General features: G+C 69.0%; 11 protein-coding genes. 8 read left to right on the forward strand and 3 right to left on the reverse strand.

From position 1 onward, the window contains the following. The first annotated feature begins 12 nt into the window (after positions 1-12). A complete protein-coding gene (locus DD542_RS13235; protein ID WP_127805976.1) occupies positions 13-1,161 on the forward strand; it encodes a cell division protein ZipA C-terminal FtsZ-binding domain-containing protein in 1,149 nt (382 codons plus the stop codon). Then, positions 1,161-3,287: an NAD-dependent DNA ligase LigA gene (gene ligA, locus DD542_RS13240; protein ID WP_127805977.1), complete on the forward strand. Its 2,127-nt coding sequence runs from the start codon at positions 1,161-1,163 to the stop codon at positions 3,285-3,287. Before DD542_RS13235 ends, ligA begins: the two co-directional genes overlap by 1 nt. Here the strand turns inward: ligA and DD542_RS13245 are convergent. Continuing rightward, the gene (locus tag DD542_RS13245; protein ID WP_066160341.1) at positions 3,280-3,603 is read right to left on the reverse strand and encodes a hypothetical protein; all 324 of its coding nucleotides are present in this window, start codon (positions 3,601-3,603) and stop codon (positions 3,280-3,282) included. The genes ligA and DD542_RS13245 overlap by 8 nt on opposite strands. Positions 3,604-3,716: 113 nt before the next feature. Here DD542_RS13245 and def point away from each other — a divergent pair, with 113 nt between their 5' ends. The 4 genes from def to DD542_RS13265 all read left to right on the forward strand — a co-directional run bounded on the left by def (position 3,717) and on the right by DD542_RS13265 (position 10,105). After that, positions 3,717-4,256, forward strand: coding sequence for a peptide deformylase (gene def, locus DD542_RS13250; protein ID WP_127805978.1), 540 nt, complete (start codon positions 3,717-3,719; stop codon positions 4,254-4,256). A gap of 86 nt (positions 4,257-4,342) precedes the next feature. Continuing rightward, positions 4,343-5,773 carry an efflux transporter outer membrane subunit gene (locus tag DD542_RS13255; RefSeq protein ID WP_164868395.1) on the forward strand — a complete coding sequence of 477 codons (1,431 nt, stop codon included), beginning with the start codon at positions 4,343-4,345 and terminating at the stop codon, positions 5,771-5,773. A gap of 8 nt (positions 5,774-5,781) precedes the next feature. Continuing rightward, complete coding sequence (locus DD542_RS13260) at positions 5,782-6,921, forward strand: efflux RND transporter periplasmic adaptor subunit (RefSeq protein WP_127805980.1); 1,140 nt, start codon at positions 5,782-5,784, stop codon at positions 6,919-6,921. Between the two features lie 10 nt (positions 6,922-6,931). Then, positions 6,932-10,105: an efflux RND transporter permease subunit gene (locus DD542_RS13265; protein ID WP_127805981.1), complete on the forward strand. Its 3,174-nt coding sequence runs from the start codon at positions 6,932-6,934 to the stop codon at positions 10,103-10,105. 19 nt (positions 10,106-10,124) lie between these two features. On the opposite strand, the gene DD542_RS13270 is transcribed toward DD542_RS13265, so the two are convergent. Together DD542_RS13270 and map are read right to left on the reverse strand one after the other, a co-directional pair. Beyond that, positions 10,125-12,800 (reverse strand): [protein-PII] uridylyltransferase, encoded by a 2,676-nt coding sequence (locus DD542_RS13270; RefSeq protein ID WP_127805982.1) that lies wholly within the window; start codon positions 12,798-12,800, stop codon positions 10,125-10,127. Positions 12,801-12,815: 15 nt separating this feature from the next. Further along, positions 12,816-13,637: a type I methionyl aminopeptidase gene (gene map / locus DD542_RS13275; protein ID WP_066160326.1), complete on the reverse strand. Its 822-nt coding sequence runs from the start codon at positions 13,635-13,637 to the stop codon at positions 12,816-12,818. Positions 13,638-13,756: 119 nt separating this feature from the next. On the opposite strand from map, the gene DD542_RS13280 reads away from it, so the two are divergent. Both DD542_RS13280 and purL read left to right on the forward strand, forming a co-directional pair. Continuing rightward, positions 13,757-14,407 (forward strand): hypothetical protein, encoded by a 651-nt coding sequence (locus tag DD542_RS13280; RefSeq protein ID WP_127805983.1) that lies wholly within the window; start codon positions 13,757-13,759, stop codon positions 14,405-14,407. A gap of 169 nt (positions 14,408-14,576) precedes the next feature. Beyond that, complete coding sequence (purL, locus tag DD542_RS13285) at positions 14,577-18,584, forward strand: phosphoribosylformylglycinamidine synthase (protein WP_127805984.1); 4,008 nt, start codon at positions 14,577-14,579, stop codon at positions 18,582-18,584.

The raw sequence follows: 18,584 nt of genomic DNA on the forward strand, positions 1-18,584 counted from the left end.
CGATTTCCACCCATGAGCACCCTGCAAATCAGCCTGGCCATCGTCGGCGGTCTTGTTCTCGCGGGCGTGGTCGCCTACAACGCCTGGGTCACGCGCCGCAGCGCCCCTCGCACCGCCCGGGGCCTGCCCGAGGCCGACCTGTCGCACGATGATGCGGGCGCGGACACCGTGCCTGTGGGCGAGTCCGAACCCGTGGTGGATCGCGCGGTGGGCGACGGCGAGCGCATCGAACCCGTGCTGCGCGACGAGCCGGTGGAAGCGGTGTCGGTGCGCGAAGAAGTGCGGCCCGTGCCCTCGGTGGCGGTCACGCTCAACCACGTCGTCACCACGCCGGACAAGCGGCCCGGGCTGGATGCGCTGATCGACGTCATCGCCCCCCTGCAGCTCGATGGCGAGGTCTCGGGCGATGCCGTGATCGCCGCCCTGCCGGGCACGCGCCGCGTGGGCAGCAAGCCGTTCGCGGTCGAAGGGCTGGTCGAAGATGGCGGCGAGTGGGAGGCGCCCCGGTTGGGGCAGCGCTACAAGGCCCTGCAGGTGGGTGTGCAGCTGGCCAACCGCGCCGGCGCCCTGAACGACATCGAGTTCTCCGAGTTCGTGATGAAGGCCCAGGCCTTTGCCGACGCCATCGGCGCTATGCCGGACTTCCCTGACATGCGGGCCGAGGTGGCGCGGGCCCGAGAGCTGGACGCCTTTGCCAGCGGCCACGACGCGCAGCTGGGTTTTACGCTGCGCGCTCGCCGCGCGGCCTGGAGCCCGGGCTATGTGTCGCAGAACGCCGCGCGCTTCGGTTTTGTGGCGGGCGTGCTGCCCGGCCGCATGGTGCTGCCCGGCAGCGCCGCGGGCCAGGCCCCCATCCTCAGTCTGTCGTTCGATCCGCAGGCGGCCATGGCCGAGGACCCGGAGCAGAGTGCGCTGCGCGAGATCAACCTGTCGCTGGAGGTCACGCACGTGCCCCGCAGCGAGCAGCCTTTTGTGCGCCTGCGCCAGGCCGCCTCGGCATTGGCCGAGGCCATGGACGGTGTGGTCACCGACGACGCCGGCCAGCCACTGGGCGCCGACACCATGGACCAGATCGGCGCCGACCTCGAGTCCCTCTACGACGCGCTCGACAGCCACGACCTCTCCGCCGGCTCACCGCAGGCGCGACGCCTGTTCTCCTGATGACACCTGACCTGTTTGCCGCCGAGCCCACGCCGGCGGAACGCGCCGCCGACCTGCGCGCCCAACTGCACCACCACGCCCACCGCTACTACGTGCTCGACGCGCCAGAGGTGCCGGACGCCGAGTACGACCGGCTGTTCCAGGAGCTGCAGGCCATCGAGGCCGCGCACCCCGAACTGCTGACCGCTGACTCGCCGACCCAGCGCGTGGGTGGCAAGATTCTGGACGGACTGGTGCCGGTGCGCCATGCGGTGCCCATGCTGTCGATCCAGACCGAGACCGACACCACCGCCGCGGGCGCCGAGGCCTTCGATGCGCGCGTGCGCCGCGAACTGGGTCTGCCCGTGGACGCGTCCGCGGTCGAGTACGCCGCCGAGCTCAAGTTCGACGGCCTGGCGATCAACCTGCGCTACGAGCACGGCGTGCTGGTGCAGGCGGCCACACGTGGCGACGGCGAAACCGGCGAGGACGTGACACAGAACATCCGCACCATCGGGCAGATTCCGTTGATGTTGGCCCCCTCGCTCCCCGCTTCGCGTGGTTCGCTGCCCCCCGAGGGGGCGCGTTTCGCCTTGGGGCGGCCCGGCGGCGAAACCCACGGCGCTATTCCAGAAGTGCTGGAGGTCCGCGGCGAGGTCTACATGCGCCGCGACGATTTCGAGCGGCTGAACGAGCGCCAGCGCGAGAAGGGCGAGAAGACCTACATCAACCCGCGCAACACCGCCGCCGGCGCGGTGCGCCAGCTCGACCCGGCGATCACGGCGCAGCGCCCGCTGTCCTTCTTCGCCTACGGCCTGGGCGAGGTGCGTGGCTGGACCCTGCCCGGCACCCACAGCGGCCTGCTCGAAGCCCTGGCCGCCTTCGGTCTGCCGGTGTGCGCCGAACGCTGCGTGGCGCAGGGCGCGGCCGGGCTGGTGGCGTTCCACGCGCAGATTGCTGCGAAGCGCGACGCGCTGCCGTTCGACATCGATGGCGTGGTCTACAAGGTCAATTCGCTCGCGCTGCAGCGCGAGCTGGGCTTCAAGACCCGCGAGCCGCGCTGGGCCGTGGCCCACAAGTACCCGGCGCAGGAACAGCTGACCCGACTGAATGGCATCGAGATTCAGGTCGGCCGCACCGGCAAGCTCACGCCCGTGGCCAAACTGGCCCCCGTGTTCGTCGGCGGCGTGACGGTGACCAACGCCACGCTGCACAACGAGGACGAGGCGCGCCGCAAGGACGTGCGCATCGGCGACACGGTGATCGTGCGCCGCGCGGGCGACGTGATTCCCGAGGTCGTGGCGGTGCTGCCGGAGAAGCGCCCCGAGGGTGCGGCCATCTTCACCATGCCGCACACCTGCCCGGTCTGCGGCAGCGCAGCGGTGCGCGAAGAGGGGGAGGTGGACCACCGCTGCACCGGCGGGCTGTTCTGCGGCGCGCAGCGCAAGCAGGCCATCCTGCACTACGCCCAGCGCCGTGCGGTGGACATCGAAGGCCTGGGCGACAAGCTGGTGGAGCAGCTGGTGGACGCCGGCGTGGTCAAGACCCTGCCCGACCTCTACCGCATGGGCCTGATGGCCTTGGCCAACCTGGACCGCATGGCCGAAAAGTCGGCGCAGAACGTGCTGGACGCACTGGAGAAGTCCAAGCACACCACGCTGCCGCGCTTCCTGTTCGGCCTGGGCATCCGCCACGTGGGCGAGGCGACCGCCAAGGACCTGGCGCGCCACTTCGGCAGCCTCGACGCGATCATGGACGCCAGCGAGGAACAGCTGCTGGAGGTCAACGATGTCGGCCCGACGGTGGCGCAGAGCCTGCGGACCTTCTTCGACCAGCCGCACAACCGCGAGGTGGTCGAGCAGCTGCGGGCCTGCGGCGTGCACTGGGAAGAAGGGGCACCCGCCGAGCGCGCAGCCCAGCCGCTGGCGGGCAAGACCTTCGTGCTGACTGGCACCTTCCCCACGCTCAGGCGCGAACAGGCCAAGGAGATGCTAGAAGCCGCGGGCGCCAAAGTGGCCGGCTCGGTGAGCAAGAAGACCGACTACGTGGTGGCCGGCGAAGAGGCGGGCAGCAAGCTGGACAAGGCGCGTGAGCTGGGCGTGGCGGTCATCGACGAAGCCGGGATGCTGGCCTTGCTGGCTACTTGAACTTGTAGTGGTCGCGGTTGAGCACCGCGGCCACTGCCGTCACTTCTTCGGGAAACAGGCCCAGGTTCATCTGGGTGTTGCACATCTCGACCATGCCGCGCAGCAGGCCAGCGTTGTTGAACTTGCCTTGCGGCTTGTAGATCGCGCTGCCGTCGCCGCCCACCTTGCTGGCGTGGCACTGCGCGCACTTGTGTTCGGCGATGAGCTTCTCGCCCAGCGCCAGGTCGGCGCCCTTGAAAATCTCGGCGCCCTGGGCGAAGACGGCGCCTGAGAACGCCAGGGTGGCCAAAGCGGTGCCAATCGGCGCGAAGTTCATGGGTCCTCCTGACAACGTGGTGGCAGCAATTACAGGGGTGGGTATCTCTGCCCACTCTAGCTGCGCCACAATCGCGCGCCACCCGGGCAAAACCCCAATACCGCCGCTTTCTCATGGCCATTCACACGATCCTCAAGATGGGCGACCCCAGGCTGCTGCGGATCGCCCAGCCCGTGCAGACTTTCGACACCCCCGAGCTGCACCAGCTGGTGGCCGACATGGAAGAGACCATGGCCGCCGCGAACGGTGCCGGCCTGGCGGCACCGCAGATCGGCGTGGACCTGCAGGTGGTGATCTTTGGCACCGGCGCGCCCAACCCGCGCTATCCGGATGCGCCCGTCGTGCCGCGCACGGTGCTGATCAACCCTGTCATCACCCCGCTGGGCGGTGAAGAGGAGGAGGGCTGGGAGGGCTGCCTCTCGGTGCCCGGGCTGCGGGCCGTGGTGCCCCGCTGGCGGCGCATCCGCTACCAGGGCTTTGCCGCCGACGGCAGCCTGCTGGAGCGGGAGGTGGAAGGCTTTCACGCCCGGGTGGTGCAGCACGAATGCGACCACCTGATGGGCACGCTGTATCCGATGCGCGTGCGCGACTTCACCCGCTTCGGTTTCACCGAGGTGGTGGCGCCGGGTGTGACGGAAAACGAAAAAAACTGAAACAAAAAGTCCTCTGAAACGGGCTGCGGCTTCGCTATGCTCGATTCCTTTGTTGCGCTGCAACGCGGCGTTTCGTCTGAATGCAAATGAAACCACTTCTTATTCTGTTGAGCGCGCTGGGCCTGAGCGCCTGTGCGGGCATGGGGCCGCCGCCCGAGCGCAGTGTGCAGATGGTGGAGTCCAGCCTGCCCAAGGCCTGGTTCGCACCCGCCGTGCCCCACCAGGGCCAGACCACCTCGCTGGTCGACTGGTGGGCCCGCCTGGGAGACCCCCGGCTGCCGGAGCTGATCGGGCAGGCCCAGCAGGGCAGCGCCAGCATCATGGCGGCCCGGGCGCAGGTGTTTGCCGCGCGCGCAGCACTGGCCGGCGCCGACAGCGCCACGCTGCCCCAGGTGGGTCTGACCGCTGGCGCCTACCGTGGCGTGGACGCCAGCGCTCCCTTGGGCACGGGCATGAATGTGGGCCTGCAGGCCTCGTGGGCGATCGACCTCTGGGGCCAGAACGCGTCTTCGGTGCGCCAGGCCTCGGCCGAGGCCGGTGCCGCGCAGGCCGGCTGGCACGAGGCGCGCGTGCTGATGGCGGCCGAAACGGCGCGGCTGTATCTGGGCTGGCGTTCCTGCCTGGCGCAGAAGGGCGTGATCGACAGCGACCGCGCCTCGCGCAGCATCACCGCCCAGAGCGCGGCCGACACCGAGCGAGCGGGTCTGCTGGCGCCGGCCACCGCCGCCCTGGCGCGCGCCGGCCAAGCCGACGCCGAGGCGCGCCTGGCGCAGCAGCACCGCCAGTGCGAGCAGCAGTTCAAGGCCATCGTGGCGCTGGTCGGGGCCGACGAACCCGCCCTGCGCGAGCGCCTGGGTGCCAGTATCGCCTTGCCCGATCCGACCGCGGCCGGTTCGGCCCTGGCCGTGTCGGCGGTGCCGCTGGAGGTGATCCGCCAGCGGCCCGACGTGGCCCGTGCCCAACAGGAACTGGTCGCGGCCGCCGAGGGCGTGGGCGTGGCCCGTGCCGCGCTCTGGCCCAGCCTGAGCCTGAGCAGCAACGTGCTGCGCAACCGTTTCACCACCGGTGGCGAGAGCACGACCTTCAACACCTGGTCGGTCGGTCCGCTGGTGCTGAACCTGCCGCTGATCGGCCGCGGTGGCCTGAACGCGTCGGCCGAGGCCGCTGCCGCGCGCTACGAGTCGGCGGCCATCGGCTACGCCAATGTGCTGCGCCGCGCCATCGCCGAGGTCGAGCAGTCGCTGGTGGCGCTGGACACGCTGCGCACCCAGCTGGTGGCCAGCCAGCAGGCCGTCGCGGGCTACACCCGTTCGTTCGAGGCCACCGAGGCGCGCTACCGCGTGGGTCTGGCCAACCTCAACGAACTGGAGGAGGCCCGCCGGCTCAAGCTCAACGCCGACAGCGGCGCTGTGGCGCTGCAGCTGGACCACCTGAACACCTGGATCGCCCTGTACGTCGCCCTGGGCGGCGGTTTTGACCCCCAGATCGCGCCGGAACCGGTGCGCCAAGCCTCATGAAGAAGACCATGCGCCAACTGTCCGTTGATTCCTCGGGCCGCCTCGCGGCCGTGCTGCTGTTGTCCTCGGTGCTCGCGGTGGCCTGCGGCGGCAGCGACAAGCCCGCCGAAGGGGCGGCTGCCGGCCCGGCGGCGCCCGCAGCCGAGGGCGCCGCCCCCGCAGCAGCGCCCAAGCCCGCAATGACGGTGAGCACCGCCAAGCCGGAAACCGCCAGCCTAGCACTGCAGCTGCAGGCCAACGGCAACATCGCCGCCTGGCAGGAGGCCAGCGTGGGCGCCGAGGTGCCGGGCTTGCGCCTGGCCACCGTGAACGTGAACATCGGCGATGTGGTGAAGAAGGGCCAGGTGCTGGCCACCTTCGCCCGCGAGACCACCGAGGCCGAGAGCCTGCAGGGCAAGGCCGCGCTGATGCAGGCCGAGGCCGCGGCCGAGAGCGCCAAGGCCGATGCCGACCGGGCACGCTCGATCGAGAACACCGGGGCATTGTCCAAGTCGCAGATCGCCCAGTACCTGACGCAGGAAAAGGTGACGCGGGCGCAGTTCGAAGCCGCCAAGGCTGCCTACGCCGCCAGCCAGGTGCGACTGGGCAATACCCAGGTGCGAGCGCCGGACGATGGCGTGATCTCTGCCCGCACGGCCACGGTGGGTGCGGTGGCCGGCGCCGGGCAGGAGCTGTTCCGCCTGGTGCGGCAGAGCCGCATGGAGTGGCGCGCCGAGGTCACGCCGGCCGAGGTCGGTCAGGTCAAGGTGGGGCAGAAGGTGGAGGTCACGGCGGCCAGTGGCCTGACCGTGGCGGGCACGGTGCGCGCCATCGCGCCCACGGCCGATCCGCAGACCCGCAACGTGCTGGTGTTCGCCGATCTGCCCAAACACACCGAACTCAAGGCCGGTACCTTCGCGCGCGGCCGGTTTCAGATCGGCAGCAGCCAGGCGCTGACCGTACCGGCGCAGTCCATCGTGGTGCGCGACGGTCACAACTATGTGTTCGTGATCGGCGCCGACAGCAAGGCCGGGCAGCGCAAGGTGGACACCGGGCGCCGCGCGGGTGACCGCGTGGAGGTGCTGCAGGGCCTGAAGGCCGACGAGACGGTGGCGGTGCAGGGCGCCGGCTTCCTCAACGAGGGCGACCTCGTGAAGATCGCGCAGTGAAGGACCGGCCATGAACGTTTCCGCGTGGTCCATCCGCAACCCGATTCCGGCGGCGATGCTGTTCGTCATGCTCACGCTCGCCGGTCTGTTCTCGTTCCAGGCGATGAAGGTGCAGAACTTCCCCGACCTGGACGTGCCCAACATCACCATCGTCGCCAGCCTGCCGGGCGCCGCGCCCAACCAGCTGGAAAACGACGTCGCCCGCAAGATCGAGAACAGCCTGGCGTCGCTGCAGGGCCTCAAGCACATCTACACCAAGGTGCAGGACGGCACGGTCTCGATCACGGCCGAGTTCCGGATCGAGAAACCCACACAGGAAGCGCTGGACGACGTGCGCTCGGCCGTGGCCAAGGTGCGCGGCGACCTGCCCACCGACCTGCGCGAGCCCATCGTCAACAAGCTGGAGCTGGCCGGCGGTGCGGTGCTGGCCTACACGGTGCGCTCGGACAAGATGGACGACGAGGCTATCTCCTGGTTCGTCGACAACGACGTGGCCAAGCTGCTGCTGTCGGTGCGTGGCGTGGGTGCGATCAACCGCGTGGGCGGCGTCAACCGCGAGGTGCAGATCCTGCTGGACCCGCTCAAGCTGCAGGCGCTGGGGGCCACCGCGGCCGACATATCGCGCCAGCTGGCCCGTGTGCAGATCGAGAGCGCGGGCGGCCGCGCCGACATCGGCGGCAGCCAGCAGCCGCTGCGCACGCTCTCGGCGATGAAGTCTGCCGAGGAGCTGGCCGCGCTGGAGCTCTCGCTGTCCGATGGCCGTCGAATCCGGCTGGACCAGATCGCGACCGTGAAGGACACCATCGCCGAGCCGACCGCGGCGGCCTTCCTGGACGGCAAGCCGGTGGTCGGCTTCGAGGTGGCGCGCAGCAAGGGTGCCAGCGAGGTGGAGGTCGGGCAGGGCGTGCGCGCCAGGCTCAAGGAGTTGCAGGCCGCACGTCCGGATCTGCAGATCACCGAGTCGTTCGACTTCGTGACGCCGGTGGAGGAGGAGTTCAACGCCTCCATGACCCTGTTGTACGAGGGTGCCATCCTCGCGGTGCTGGTGGTCTGGCTGTTCCTGCGCGACTTCCGCGCCACCGTGGTCTCGGCCGTGGCCCTGCCGCTGTCGGCCATCCCGGCCTTCATCGGCATGCACTACATGGGCTTCACCATCAACGTGGTCACGCTGCTGGCCATGTCGCTGGTCATCGGCATCCTGGTGGACGACGCCATCGTGGAGGTGGAGAACATCGTGCGCCACATGCGCATGGGCAAGACGCCGTACCAGGCGGCCATGGAAGCGGCGGACGAGATCGGCATGGCCGTGATCGCCACCACCTTCACCCTGATCGCGGTGTTCCTGCCCACGGCCTTCATGGCCGGCATTCCGGGCAAGTTCTTCAAGCAGTTCGGCTGGACGGCCGCGCTGGCGGTGTTCGCCTCGCTGGTGGTGGCGCGCGCGCTCACGCCCATGATGGCGGCCTACCTGCTCAAGCCGGTGGTGACCGCCAAGGAGCAGCCGGCCTGGGCGCGCAGCAACCGCTTCCTCGGCGGCCTCTGGGCCTGGATGACCAACCAGAACGAACCCGGCTGGCTCGACACCTACCAGCGCTGGGCCGCGGCCTGCATCCGCCACCGCTGGCTGACGCTGGTCGGCGCCATCCTCTTCTTCTTCGGCTCGCTGGCGCTGATCCCGCTGCTGCCCCAGGGCTTCATCCCGCCGGACGACAACTCGCAGACCCAGGTCTACCTGGAGCTGCCGCCGGGTGCCACGCTGGCGCAGACCGTGGCCACCGCCGAACGGGCGCGGGTGCTCGTGAACGGGGTGCAGCACGTCAAGTCGGTGTACACCACCATCGGCTCCGGCTCGGCCGGCACCGACCCCTTCGCGCCGCAGGGCGCGCAGGAGTCGCGCAAGGCGGCGCTGACCATCCAGCTCGACCCGCGCGGCCAGCGCCCGCGCAAGCAGGTGATCGAGAACCAGATCCGCGATGTGATGTCCGGTCTGCCGGGCGTGCGCTACAAGGTGGGCCTGGGCGGCTCGGGCGAGAAATACATCCTGACGCTCACCGGCAACGACGCCAGCGCGCTGTCGACCGCGGCCCGCGCCATCGAGCGCGACCTGCGCACCATCAGCGGCGTGGGCAGCATCCAGTCGTCTGCCGCGCTGGTGCGCACCGAGATCATCGTCACGCCCGACCTGCAGCGCGCCGCCGATCTGGGCGTGACCAGTTCGGCCATCGCCGAGACGCTGCGCATCGCCACCGTGGGCGACTACGACAGCGCCCTGCCCAAGCTGAACCTGCCGCAGCGCCAGGTGCCGATCGTGGTCAAACTCGACAGCGCCGCGCGCGAGAACCTGGAGGTGCTGGGCCGCCTGTCCGTGCCCGGCGCCAAGGGTCCGGTCATGCTCAGCCAGGTCGCCACGCTGACTTTCGGCGGCGGCCCGGCCGTGATCGACCGCTACGACCGCTCGCGCAACATCAACTTCGAGGTCGAGCTCGCCGGCATCCCGCTGGGCGACATGAAGACCGCGGTGGACGCGCTGCCCAGCATCCGCAACCTGCCGCCGGGCGTGCAGGTGCTGGAGATCGGCGACGCCGAGGTGCAGGGCGAACTGTTCGCCAGCTTCGGCCTGGCCATGCTGACCGGCGTGCTGTGCATCTACATCGTGCTGGTGCTGCTGTTCAAGGCCTTCCTGATGCCGCTGACCATCCTGCCCGCGCTGCTGATGTCCTTCGGGGGCGCCTTCGTGGCCCTGCTGCTGACCAACAAGAGCTTCTCCATGCCCTCGCTGATCGGTCTGGTGATGCTGATGGGGGTGGCGTCGAAGAACTCCATCCTGCTGGTGGAGTACGCCATCGAGGCGCGTCGCCAGCGCGGCCTGCCGAGGCTGGAAGCCATCCTGGATGCCTGCCACAAGCGGGCGCGGCCGATTGTCATGACCACCATTGCCATGGTCGCCGGCATGCTGCCGGTGGCGGTGGGTTCGGGGGCAGCGGACAGCAGCTTCCGCTCGCCGATGGCGGTGGCGGTGATCGGCGGTCTGGTGACCTCGACCCTGCTGAGCCTGCTGGTGGTGCCGGCGGTGTTCACCATCGTCGACGACCTGAGCATCTTCTTCGCCCGCCTGTTCGGCCGCCAGGTGCGCGATGAGCGCGCCCACGAGCGGGACCCGAACGCACTGAGCCACCCCGCCTGAGCGGACAGCTGGAGGGCGCTCAGCCCTCCAGCGTTTCCAGCAACTCGGTCTCGATTTCGATCTGGCGCTTGTTGACCTGCAGCTCGGGTCCGCTGATCAGGAACGTGTCCTCGACCCGCTCGCCCAGGGTGCTGACCTTGGCCAGCTGCACGCTGATGTGGTGCTGGGCCAGCACGCGCGAGATGCAGTAGAGCAGGCCGGCGCGGTCGCTGGCGGAGATGCTCAGCAGCCAGCGCTGGGCTTTTTCGTCCGGCCGCAGGTCCACCCGTGGCGTGATCGGGAAGCTCTTGACCCGGCGCGAGAGCCGCCCCTTGCTGGGCGGCGGCAGCGGGCCGCGCTCGTCGATGGTGCTGGCGAGCTTGTTTTCGACCATCGCGATCAGCTCGCGGTAGTGCTCCGACAGCGTGGGCGCCACCACCTGGAAGGTGTCCAGCGCGTGTCCGGTCATGGTGGTGTGGATGCGGGCGTCGAGGATCGAGAACCCGGCGTTGTCGAAGTAGCCGCAGATGCGGGCGAAGAGGTCGTTCTGGTCCGGCGAGTAGACCAGCACCTGCAGGCCCTCGCCCTCGGGCGAGAGGCGGGCGCGCACGATGGCGGCGTCGGGGGGCACCCCGGTGCTGCTGCGTGCGTTGATGGCCAGCTGGCGCGTGAGCACCCGTGTGTGCCAGGCGATCTCGTCGGCCTGGTGGCGCATGAAATAGCCCACGTCCAGCGTGTCCCACAGGGCCTTGTGCGCCTGGTGGGGCAGGGCGTGCAGCGCCAGCATGGACAGGGCCTCGCGCTTGCGCGCCTCGACCACGGCGTCCGGGTCGGGAGCGCGGCCGCCCAGGGCGCGCAGGGTGTAGCGGTACAGGTCTTCCAGCAGCTTGCCCTTCCAGGCGTTCCACACCTTGGGGCTGGTGCCGCGGATGTCGGCCACCGTGAGCAGGTAGAGCGCCGTGAGGTAGCGCTCGTTGCCCACGCGCTGGGCGAAGGCGGTGATCACGTCCGGGTCGCTCAGGTCTTCCTTTTGCGCGATGCGGCTCATGGTCAGGTGTTCGGACACCAGGAACTCGATCAGCTTGGCGTCTTCGCGCGCGATGCCGTGCTGGCGGCAGAAGCTGCGCACGTCGCGCGCACCCAGCTCGGAGTGGTCGCCGCCGCGGCCCTTGGCGATGTCGTGGAACAGCGCCGCCACGTAGAAGATCCAGGGCTTGTCCCAGCCCGCGGCCAGCTGCGAACAGAACGGGTATTCGTGCGAGTGCTCGGCGATGAAGAAGCGGCGCACGTTGCGCAGGACCATCAGGATGTGCTGGTCCACGGTGTAGACGTGGAACAGGTCGTGCTGCATCTGGCCGACGATGTGGCGAAACACCCAGAGGTAGCGGCCCAGCACCGAGGTCTGGTTCATCAGCCGCATGGCGTGCGTGATGCCCTCGGGCTGCTGCAGGATCTGCAGGAAGGTGGCGTGGTTGACCGGGTCGGCGCGGAAGGCGCCGTTCATGATCGGGCGCGCGTTGTACAGCGCGCGCAGCGTGCGCGCCGACAGGCCCTTGATGCCCACCGTGGTCTGGTATAGCAGGAAGGTTTCGAGGATGGCGTGCGGCTGCCGGAGGTAGAGGTGGTCGCTGGCCACTTCCAGCATGCCGGCCTTGTCGTAGAAGCGCTCGTTGATCGGGCGCATCTGGTCGGCGCCGCTCTCGTCGCTGTTCAGCCGCTCCTCGATGTTGAGCAGCAGGATCTGGTTGAGCTGGGTCACGGCCTTGGCGGCCCAGTAGTAGCGCCGCATCAGCTCCTCGCTGGCGCGGCGGGCCAGGCGGGCGGTGGGCGCCGGTGGCTGCTCGTGCGGGCCGGCGGAGGCCGGTGCCTGCGCCTTGTAGCCGAAGGACTCGGCCACTGCGGTCTGCAGGTCGAACACCAGCCGGTCTTCGCGCCGGTGGGCCAGCAGGTGCAGCCGCGCGCGGATCAGGCTCAGCAGGGCCTCGTTGGCCTTGATCTGGCGCACCTCCAGCGGCGTGGCCAGGCCCCGGCGCGCCAGCTCGTCCCAGCTGCGCGCCAAGCCGGCGGCCTTGGCCACCCAGAGGATGACCTGCAGGTCGCGCAGGCCGCCCGGCGACTCCTTGCAGTTGGGTTCGAGCGAGTAGGGCGTGTTCTCGTACTTGGTGTGGCGCTGGCGCATTTCCAGCGTCTTGGCCACAAAGAAGGCCTTGGGGTCCATGACCTCGCCCAGGCGCCGCACCAAGCCTGTGAACTGCGCCCGCGAGCCCACAATCAGGCGGCATTCGAGCAGCGAGGTCTGCACCGTCACGTCGCGCACGGCCTCTTCGACGCATTCGGCGGCGGTGCGCACGCTGGAGCCGATTTCCAGCCCCACGTCCCAGCAGGCGCCGATGAAGGACTCCAGACGCGCCTTCAGCGCTTCATCGCCATCTGGCGTCGCGCCGTCGGGCAGCAGCACCAGCACGTCGACGTCCGAGTTCGGGAACAGCTCGCCACGGCCATAGCCGCCGACAGCCAGGAGCGAGAAGCCCGGACCGAAGCCTGCATTGGTCCAGAGCTGGCGCAGCGTGCCGTCGGTCAGCCGGGCCAGTTGCTGCAGGGTGCGGCGCACGCCGCGGGTCGATGAACCCTGTTCGCCCAGCTGGGTGAACAAGGTGGTTTTGTCTTCGCGGTAGCGCTGGCGCAGCGCGCCGAGATCGCCTGCAGCTTCAGCCATGGGAGCGCTCCGGAATCAGCAGGCGGTGGTGGTCACGAACGAGGGAAGGGGCGGGCTGCCGGCCGAGAGCGTGAGCACCTCGTAGCCCGTGGGCGTGACCAGCACGGTGTGTTCCCACTGCGCAGACAGCGAACGGTCGCGCGTGACGATGGTCCAGCCGTCGCCCATCTCCTTGATGTCGCGCTTGCCGGCATTGATCATGGGCTCGATGGTGAAGGTCATGCCAGGCTTGAGCTCTTCGAGCGTGCCGGGGCGGCCGTAGTGCAGCACCTGCGGCTCTTCGTGGAAGCGCTGACCGATGCCGTGGCCGCAGAACTCGCGCACCACGGAATAGCCGTTGCCTTCGGCGTAGGTCTGGATCGCGTGGCCGATGTCGCCCAGGCGCACGCCGGGCTTGACCATCACGATGCCCTTCCACATGGCCTCGAAGGTGACCTGGGTCAGCCGCCGGGCCTGCACGCTGCAGGCGGCCTCGCCACCGATGAGGAACATGCGGCTGTTGTCACCGTACCAGCCCTCCGGCGTGATCACGGTGACGTCGACGTTGAGGATGTCGCCCTTCTTCAGCGGCTTGTCGTTGGGGATGCCGTGGCAGACGACGTGGTTGATCGAGGTGCAGAGGTGGCCCGGGTAGGGCGGGTAGCCCGGGGGCTGGTAGCCGACGGTGGCCGAGCGCGTGCCCTGCTGCTTCATGTACTCGGCCGAGAGGCGGTCGATCTCCAGGGTGGTCACGCCAGGCTGGATGTGCGGGGTCAGGAAGTCCAGCACTTCGGACGCCAGCCGACAGGCCGTGCGCATGCCGGCGATGCCAGCCTCGTCTTTGTAGGTGATGCTCATGGGACGCAATTATCCCGTGGCGGGCAACGGTTTGAAACGAAGGGTGAAATAGCCACCCGGGCGCTGTCGCCACTTCTATACTCGCCCGCTCCCCAACACCCCCACAGAGAGGCGCTCGAATGAAGAAGCTATTGATCACCGGTTTGTCCCTGATGGCCCTGACGGGCTCTGCGCTGGCGCAGGGCGTGGGCGTATACGGCGTTGTCGGTACAGGTGGTGCAGGGGTGGGGCTGAACCTGCCAGTCGGCCCTGCGCTGGGCATTCGCGGCGAGCTGGCCAGCCTCACCGAATCGGACACCTACACCGAAGACCAGATCACCTACAAGGGTGACCTCAAGCTCAAGGGCAACGGCGTGTTCGTCGACTTCCGCCCCTTCCTGGGCACGTTCCGCCTGGTGGGCGGCGCCACCTTCGGCGGCACCTCGGCCGCGCTGAACGCGCAGGCCACGAACGGCTCGGTCACCATCGACGGCCAGCGCTTCGACGCCACCGGCAACTCGCTGCGCGCCGACATCAAGTACCCGAGCACCATGCCCTACATCGGCGTGGGCTGGGGCCACGGCCGGCACAACGAGCCGGGCTGGACCTTCGGTCTGGACCTGGGCGTGTCCATCGGCAAGCCCAAGGTCCGGCTGACCGGTTCGGGCGGCCTGCTGGCCCAGCCGGGCGCGCAGGCGGCCATCGCCGCGGAAGAACGCAAGGTGCAGGACGACCTGAACAGCGCCAAGGTGCTGCCGGTCATCAAGGTGAGCGTCGGCTACCAGTTTTAGCCCCCCCGCGCCGATTCGCGCCCCCCCAGGGGGCGCCAGCTGCGGCCCGGCGGAGCCGGTTCCCCGCTGGCCTGGATGCCGCCTGCGGGGTGATTCGGGTTGAGGGGCAAAGGTAAAATCTCGGGTTTTCACCGACCCCTGCGGTCATCCAGCCCCAAGGCCACCCACCGTGACCCTGCACCTGCGCTTTTTTGATGGCGGCAACGCCATCAGCGACTTCAAAGTCCAGCAACTCCTGCCCCGTCTGCAGGGCATTTCCGACAAGATCACCGGCCTGAGCGCCCGCTTCGTGCACCTGGCGTCGTTCGACGCTGCGCCCGATGCCGCCACGGTGGAGCGCCTGGGGCAGTTGCTGACCTACGGCGAGCCGGCCACCGAAGCCTTCCTCGCCGCCGAAAAGGCCGGTGCCCCCGCTCTCTACGTGCTGCCCCGCTTGGGCACCGTCTCCCCTTGGGCCTCCAAGGCCACCGACATCGCGCACAACTGTGGCCTGGCGCTGCACCGCGTCGAGCGCCTGGTCGAGTTCCGCGTCGGACTCAAGAGCGGCCTGCTGGGCAAGGCGAGCCTGTCCGAAGAGCAGTTGCGCACCGTGGCCGACCTGCTGCACGACCGCATGACCGAGGCCGTGACCACCGAGCGCAGCCAGGCCGAAGCGCTGTTCACCGAACTGCACCCCGCGCCCATGGAGCACGTGGATGTGCTGGGTGGCGGGCGCGCCGCGCTGGAAAAGGCCAACGTCGAATGGGGCTTGGCCCTGGCCGACGACGAGATCGACTACCTGGTCAACGCCTTCAACGGCCTGAAGCGCAACCCGACCGACGTCGAGCTGATGATGTTTGCGCAGGCCAACAGCGAACACTGCCGCCACAAGATCTTCAACGCGCAGTTCACCATCGACGGCGTGGCGCAGGACAAGAGCCTGTTCGGCATGATCCGCCACACGCACCAGACATCGCCACAACACACCATCGTGGCGTACTCGGACAACGCGTCCATCATGGAAGGGCATCAGCTGGAGCGCTTCGTCGCCAAGGCCGGCGGCCATGCATCGCCCGCCTACCAGGCGGAAGCCGCCACCCACCACATCCTGATGAAGGTGGAAACGCACAACCACCCGACTGCGATTTCCCCCTTCCCCGGCGCCTCCACCGGCGCGGGCGGCGAGATCCGCGACGAAGGTGCCACCGGTCGCGGATCCAAGCCCAAGGCCGGCCTGACCGGCTTCACCGTGTCCAAGCTCTGGGGCGGCCTGAGCGACCAGCCGGGCGGCAAGCCCGAGCACATCGCCAGCCCGCTGCAGATCATGACCGAGGGCCCGCTGGGCGGCGCAGCCTTCAACAACGAGTTCGGCCGTCCCAACCTGCTGGGCTACTTCCGCGAATACGAGCAGGACGTGGGCGGCGTGACCCGCGGCTACCACAAGCCCATCATGATCGCGGGCGGCCTGGGCCAGATCGACGCCACGCAGACCAAGAAGATCGATTTCCCGGCCGGTACGCTGCTGATCCAGCTCGGCGGCCCGGGCATGAAGATCGGCATGGGCGGCGGCGCCGCCAGCTCCATGGCCACCGGCACCAACGCCGCCTCGCTGGACTTTGACAGCGTGCAGCGCGGCAACCCCGAGATCGAGCGCCGGGCGCAGGAAGTCATCAACCACTGCTGGGCGCAGGGCGAGAAGAACCCGGTCCTGTTCATCCACGACGTGGGCGCGGGTGGCCTGTCCAACGCTTTCCCCGAACTGGTGAACGACGCAGGCCGTGGTGCCCGCTTCGACCTGCGCGCCGTGCCGCTGGAAGAGAGCGGCCTGGCGCCCAAGGAAATCTGGTGCAACGAGAGCCAGGAACGCTACGTGCTGGCCATCGCACCCGAGTCGCTGGAGCAGTTCAAGGCCTTCTGCGAGCGTGAGCGCTGCCCGTTCTCGGTCGTCGGCGTGGCCACCGAAGAGCGCCACCTGTCGCTGGTGGACGAGAGCAAGGAAAGCCCGGTCGACATGCCCATGGACGTGCTGCTGGGCAAGCCGCCCAAGATGCACCGCGACGTGAGAACGGTGCAACGCAGCTTCCAGCCGATGGACCTCACCGGCGTGTCGCTGGAAAAGGCCGTGATCGACGTGCTGAGCCACCCGACCGTCGCCTCCAAGCGCTTCCTGGTCACCATCGGCGACCGCACGGTGGGTGGACTGACTCACCGCGACCAGATGGTGGGCCCCTGGCAGGTGCCGGTGGCCGACTGCGCCGTGACCCTGGCCGACTACGCCGGTTTCGCCGGTGAAGCCATGTCCATGGGCGAGCGCACGCCGCTGGCTGCCATCAACGCCGCGGCCTCGGGCCGCATGGCCGTGGCTGAAGCCATCACCAACCTGCTGGCCGCGCCCATCGAGCTGCCCCGCGTCAAGCTGTCGGCCAACTGGATGGCCGCCTGCGGCGAACCCGGTGAAGACGCCGACCTGTACGCCACCGTCAAGGCCATCGGCATGGAGCTGTGCCCGGCGCTGGACGTGTCGGTGCCGGTGGGCAAGGACAGCCTGTCCATGCGCACGCAGTGGACGGCAGACGGCGAAAAGAAGAAGGTCACCTCGCCGGTGAGCCTGATCGTCAGCGCCTTCGCGACGCTGGCCGACGTGCGCGGCACGCTCACGCCGCAGCTCAACCGCGATATCGACGACACCACCCTGGTACTGGTCGACCTGGGCAAAGGCCGCAACCGCCTCGGCGGCAGCGTGCTGGGCCTGACGCTGGGTCAGCCTGGTGACGAGGTGCCCGACCTGGACAGCCCGCAGGACCTGATCAATCTGGTCAATGCCGTCAACGCGCTGCGCGCCAAGGGCCAGATCCTGGCCTACCACGACCGTTCAGACGGCGGCCTGCTGGCCGCGGCGGCCGAGATGGCCTTCGCCGGCCATGTGGGCGTATCTCTGAACGTGGACATGCTGGTCACCGAAGGCGACGGCATTTCCGACAGCCGCATGGACAGCGGCGACGCCAAGAACTGGGCGCAGCAGGTCAGCGCCCGCCGCGAGGAACTCACGCTCAAGGCCCTGTTCAGCGAAGAGCTGGGCGTCGTGCTGCAGGTGAAGACCGAAGACCGCAACGCCGTGATGCAGACCCTGCGCGAGCACGGCCTGTCCAAGCACAGCCACTTCGTCGGCAAGACCCGCCCGGCGTCCTCGTCCATCGACGTGGGCAAGGGCCAGCTGCAGGTCTGGCGCGACACCAAGGCGGTGTTCAGCGCCAGCCTGTACGACCTGCAGCAGGTCTGGGACAGCGTCAGCTGGAAGATCAACCAGCAGCGCGACAACCCGGCCTGCGCCGACAGCGAACACGCCGCCGCCGGTCTTCCGGAAGACCCGGGCATGCACGTGGCCCTGACGTTCGACCCGCTGGACAACGTGGCCGCGCCGTTCCTGAACCTGAGCCGCCCCAAGGTCGCGATCCTGCGAGAGCAGGGCGTGAACTCGCACGTGGAAATGGCCTACGCCTTCACCCAGGCCGGCTTTGAGGCCTACGACGTGCACATGACCGACCTGCAGTCGGGCCGCGCCAAGCTGGCCGACTTCAAGGGCGTGGTCGCCTGTGGCGGCTTCAGCTATGGCGACACGCTGGGCGCCGGCATCGGCTGGGCGCGCAGCATCACCTTCAACCCGGTGCTGTCCGAGCAGTTCCAGGGCTTCTTCGGCCGCGCCGACACCTTCGGCCTGGGCGTCTGCAACGGCTGCCAGATGTTCGCCGAGCTGGCCGACATCATCCCCGGCGCCGAGGCCTGGCCGCGTTTCACCACCAACCAGAGCGAGCGTTTCGAAGCCCGCCTGTCCATGGTGGAAGTGCTGGAATCGCCCAGCCTGTTCCTGCAGGGCATGGCCGGCAGCCGGCTGCCGATCGCCGTCGCGCACGGCGAGGGCTTTGCCAACTTCAGGCACCGTGGCAACCCGGCGCAGGCCATCGCCGCCATGCGTTTCGTCGACAACAGCGGCGCCGCCACCGAGCAGTACCCGTTCAACCCGAACGGCAGCCCGGGCGGCCTGACGTCCGTCACCACGGCCGATGGCCGCTTCACGGCCATGATGCCGCACCCCGAGCGCGTGTTCCGCAACATCCAGATGAGCTGGACCAGCGGCAGCGCCAGCGACCTGAGCCCGTGGATGCGCATCTGGCGCAACGCGCGCAAGTGGGTGGGCTGA

This window comes from Hydrogenophaga sp. NH-16, assembly GCF_004006415.1.
Classification (GTDB): Bacteria; Pseudomonadota; Gammaproteobacteria; order Burkholderiales; family Burkholderiaceae_C; genus Hydrogenophaga; species Hydrogenophaga pseudoflava.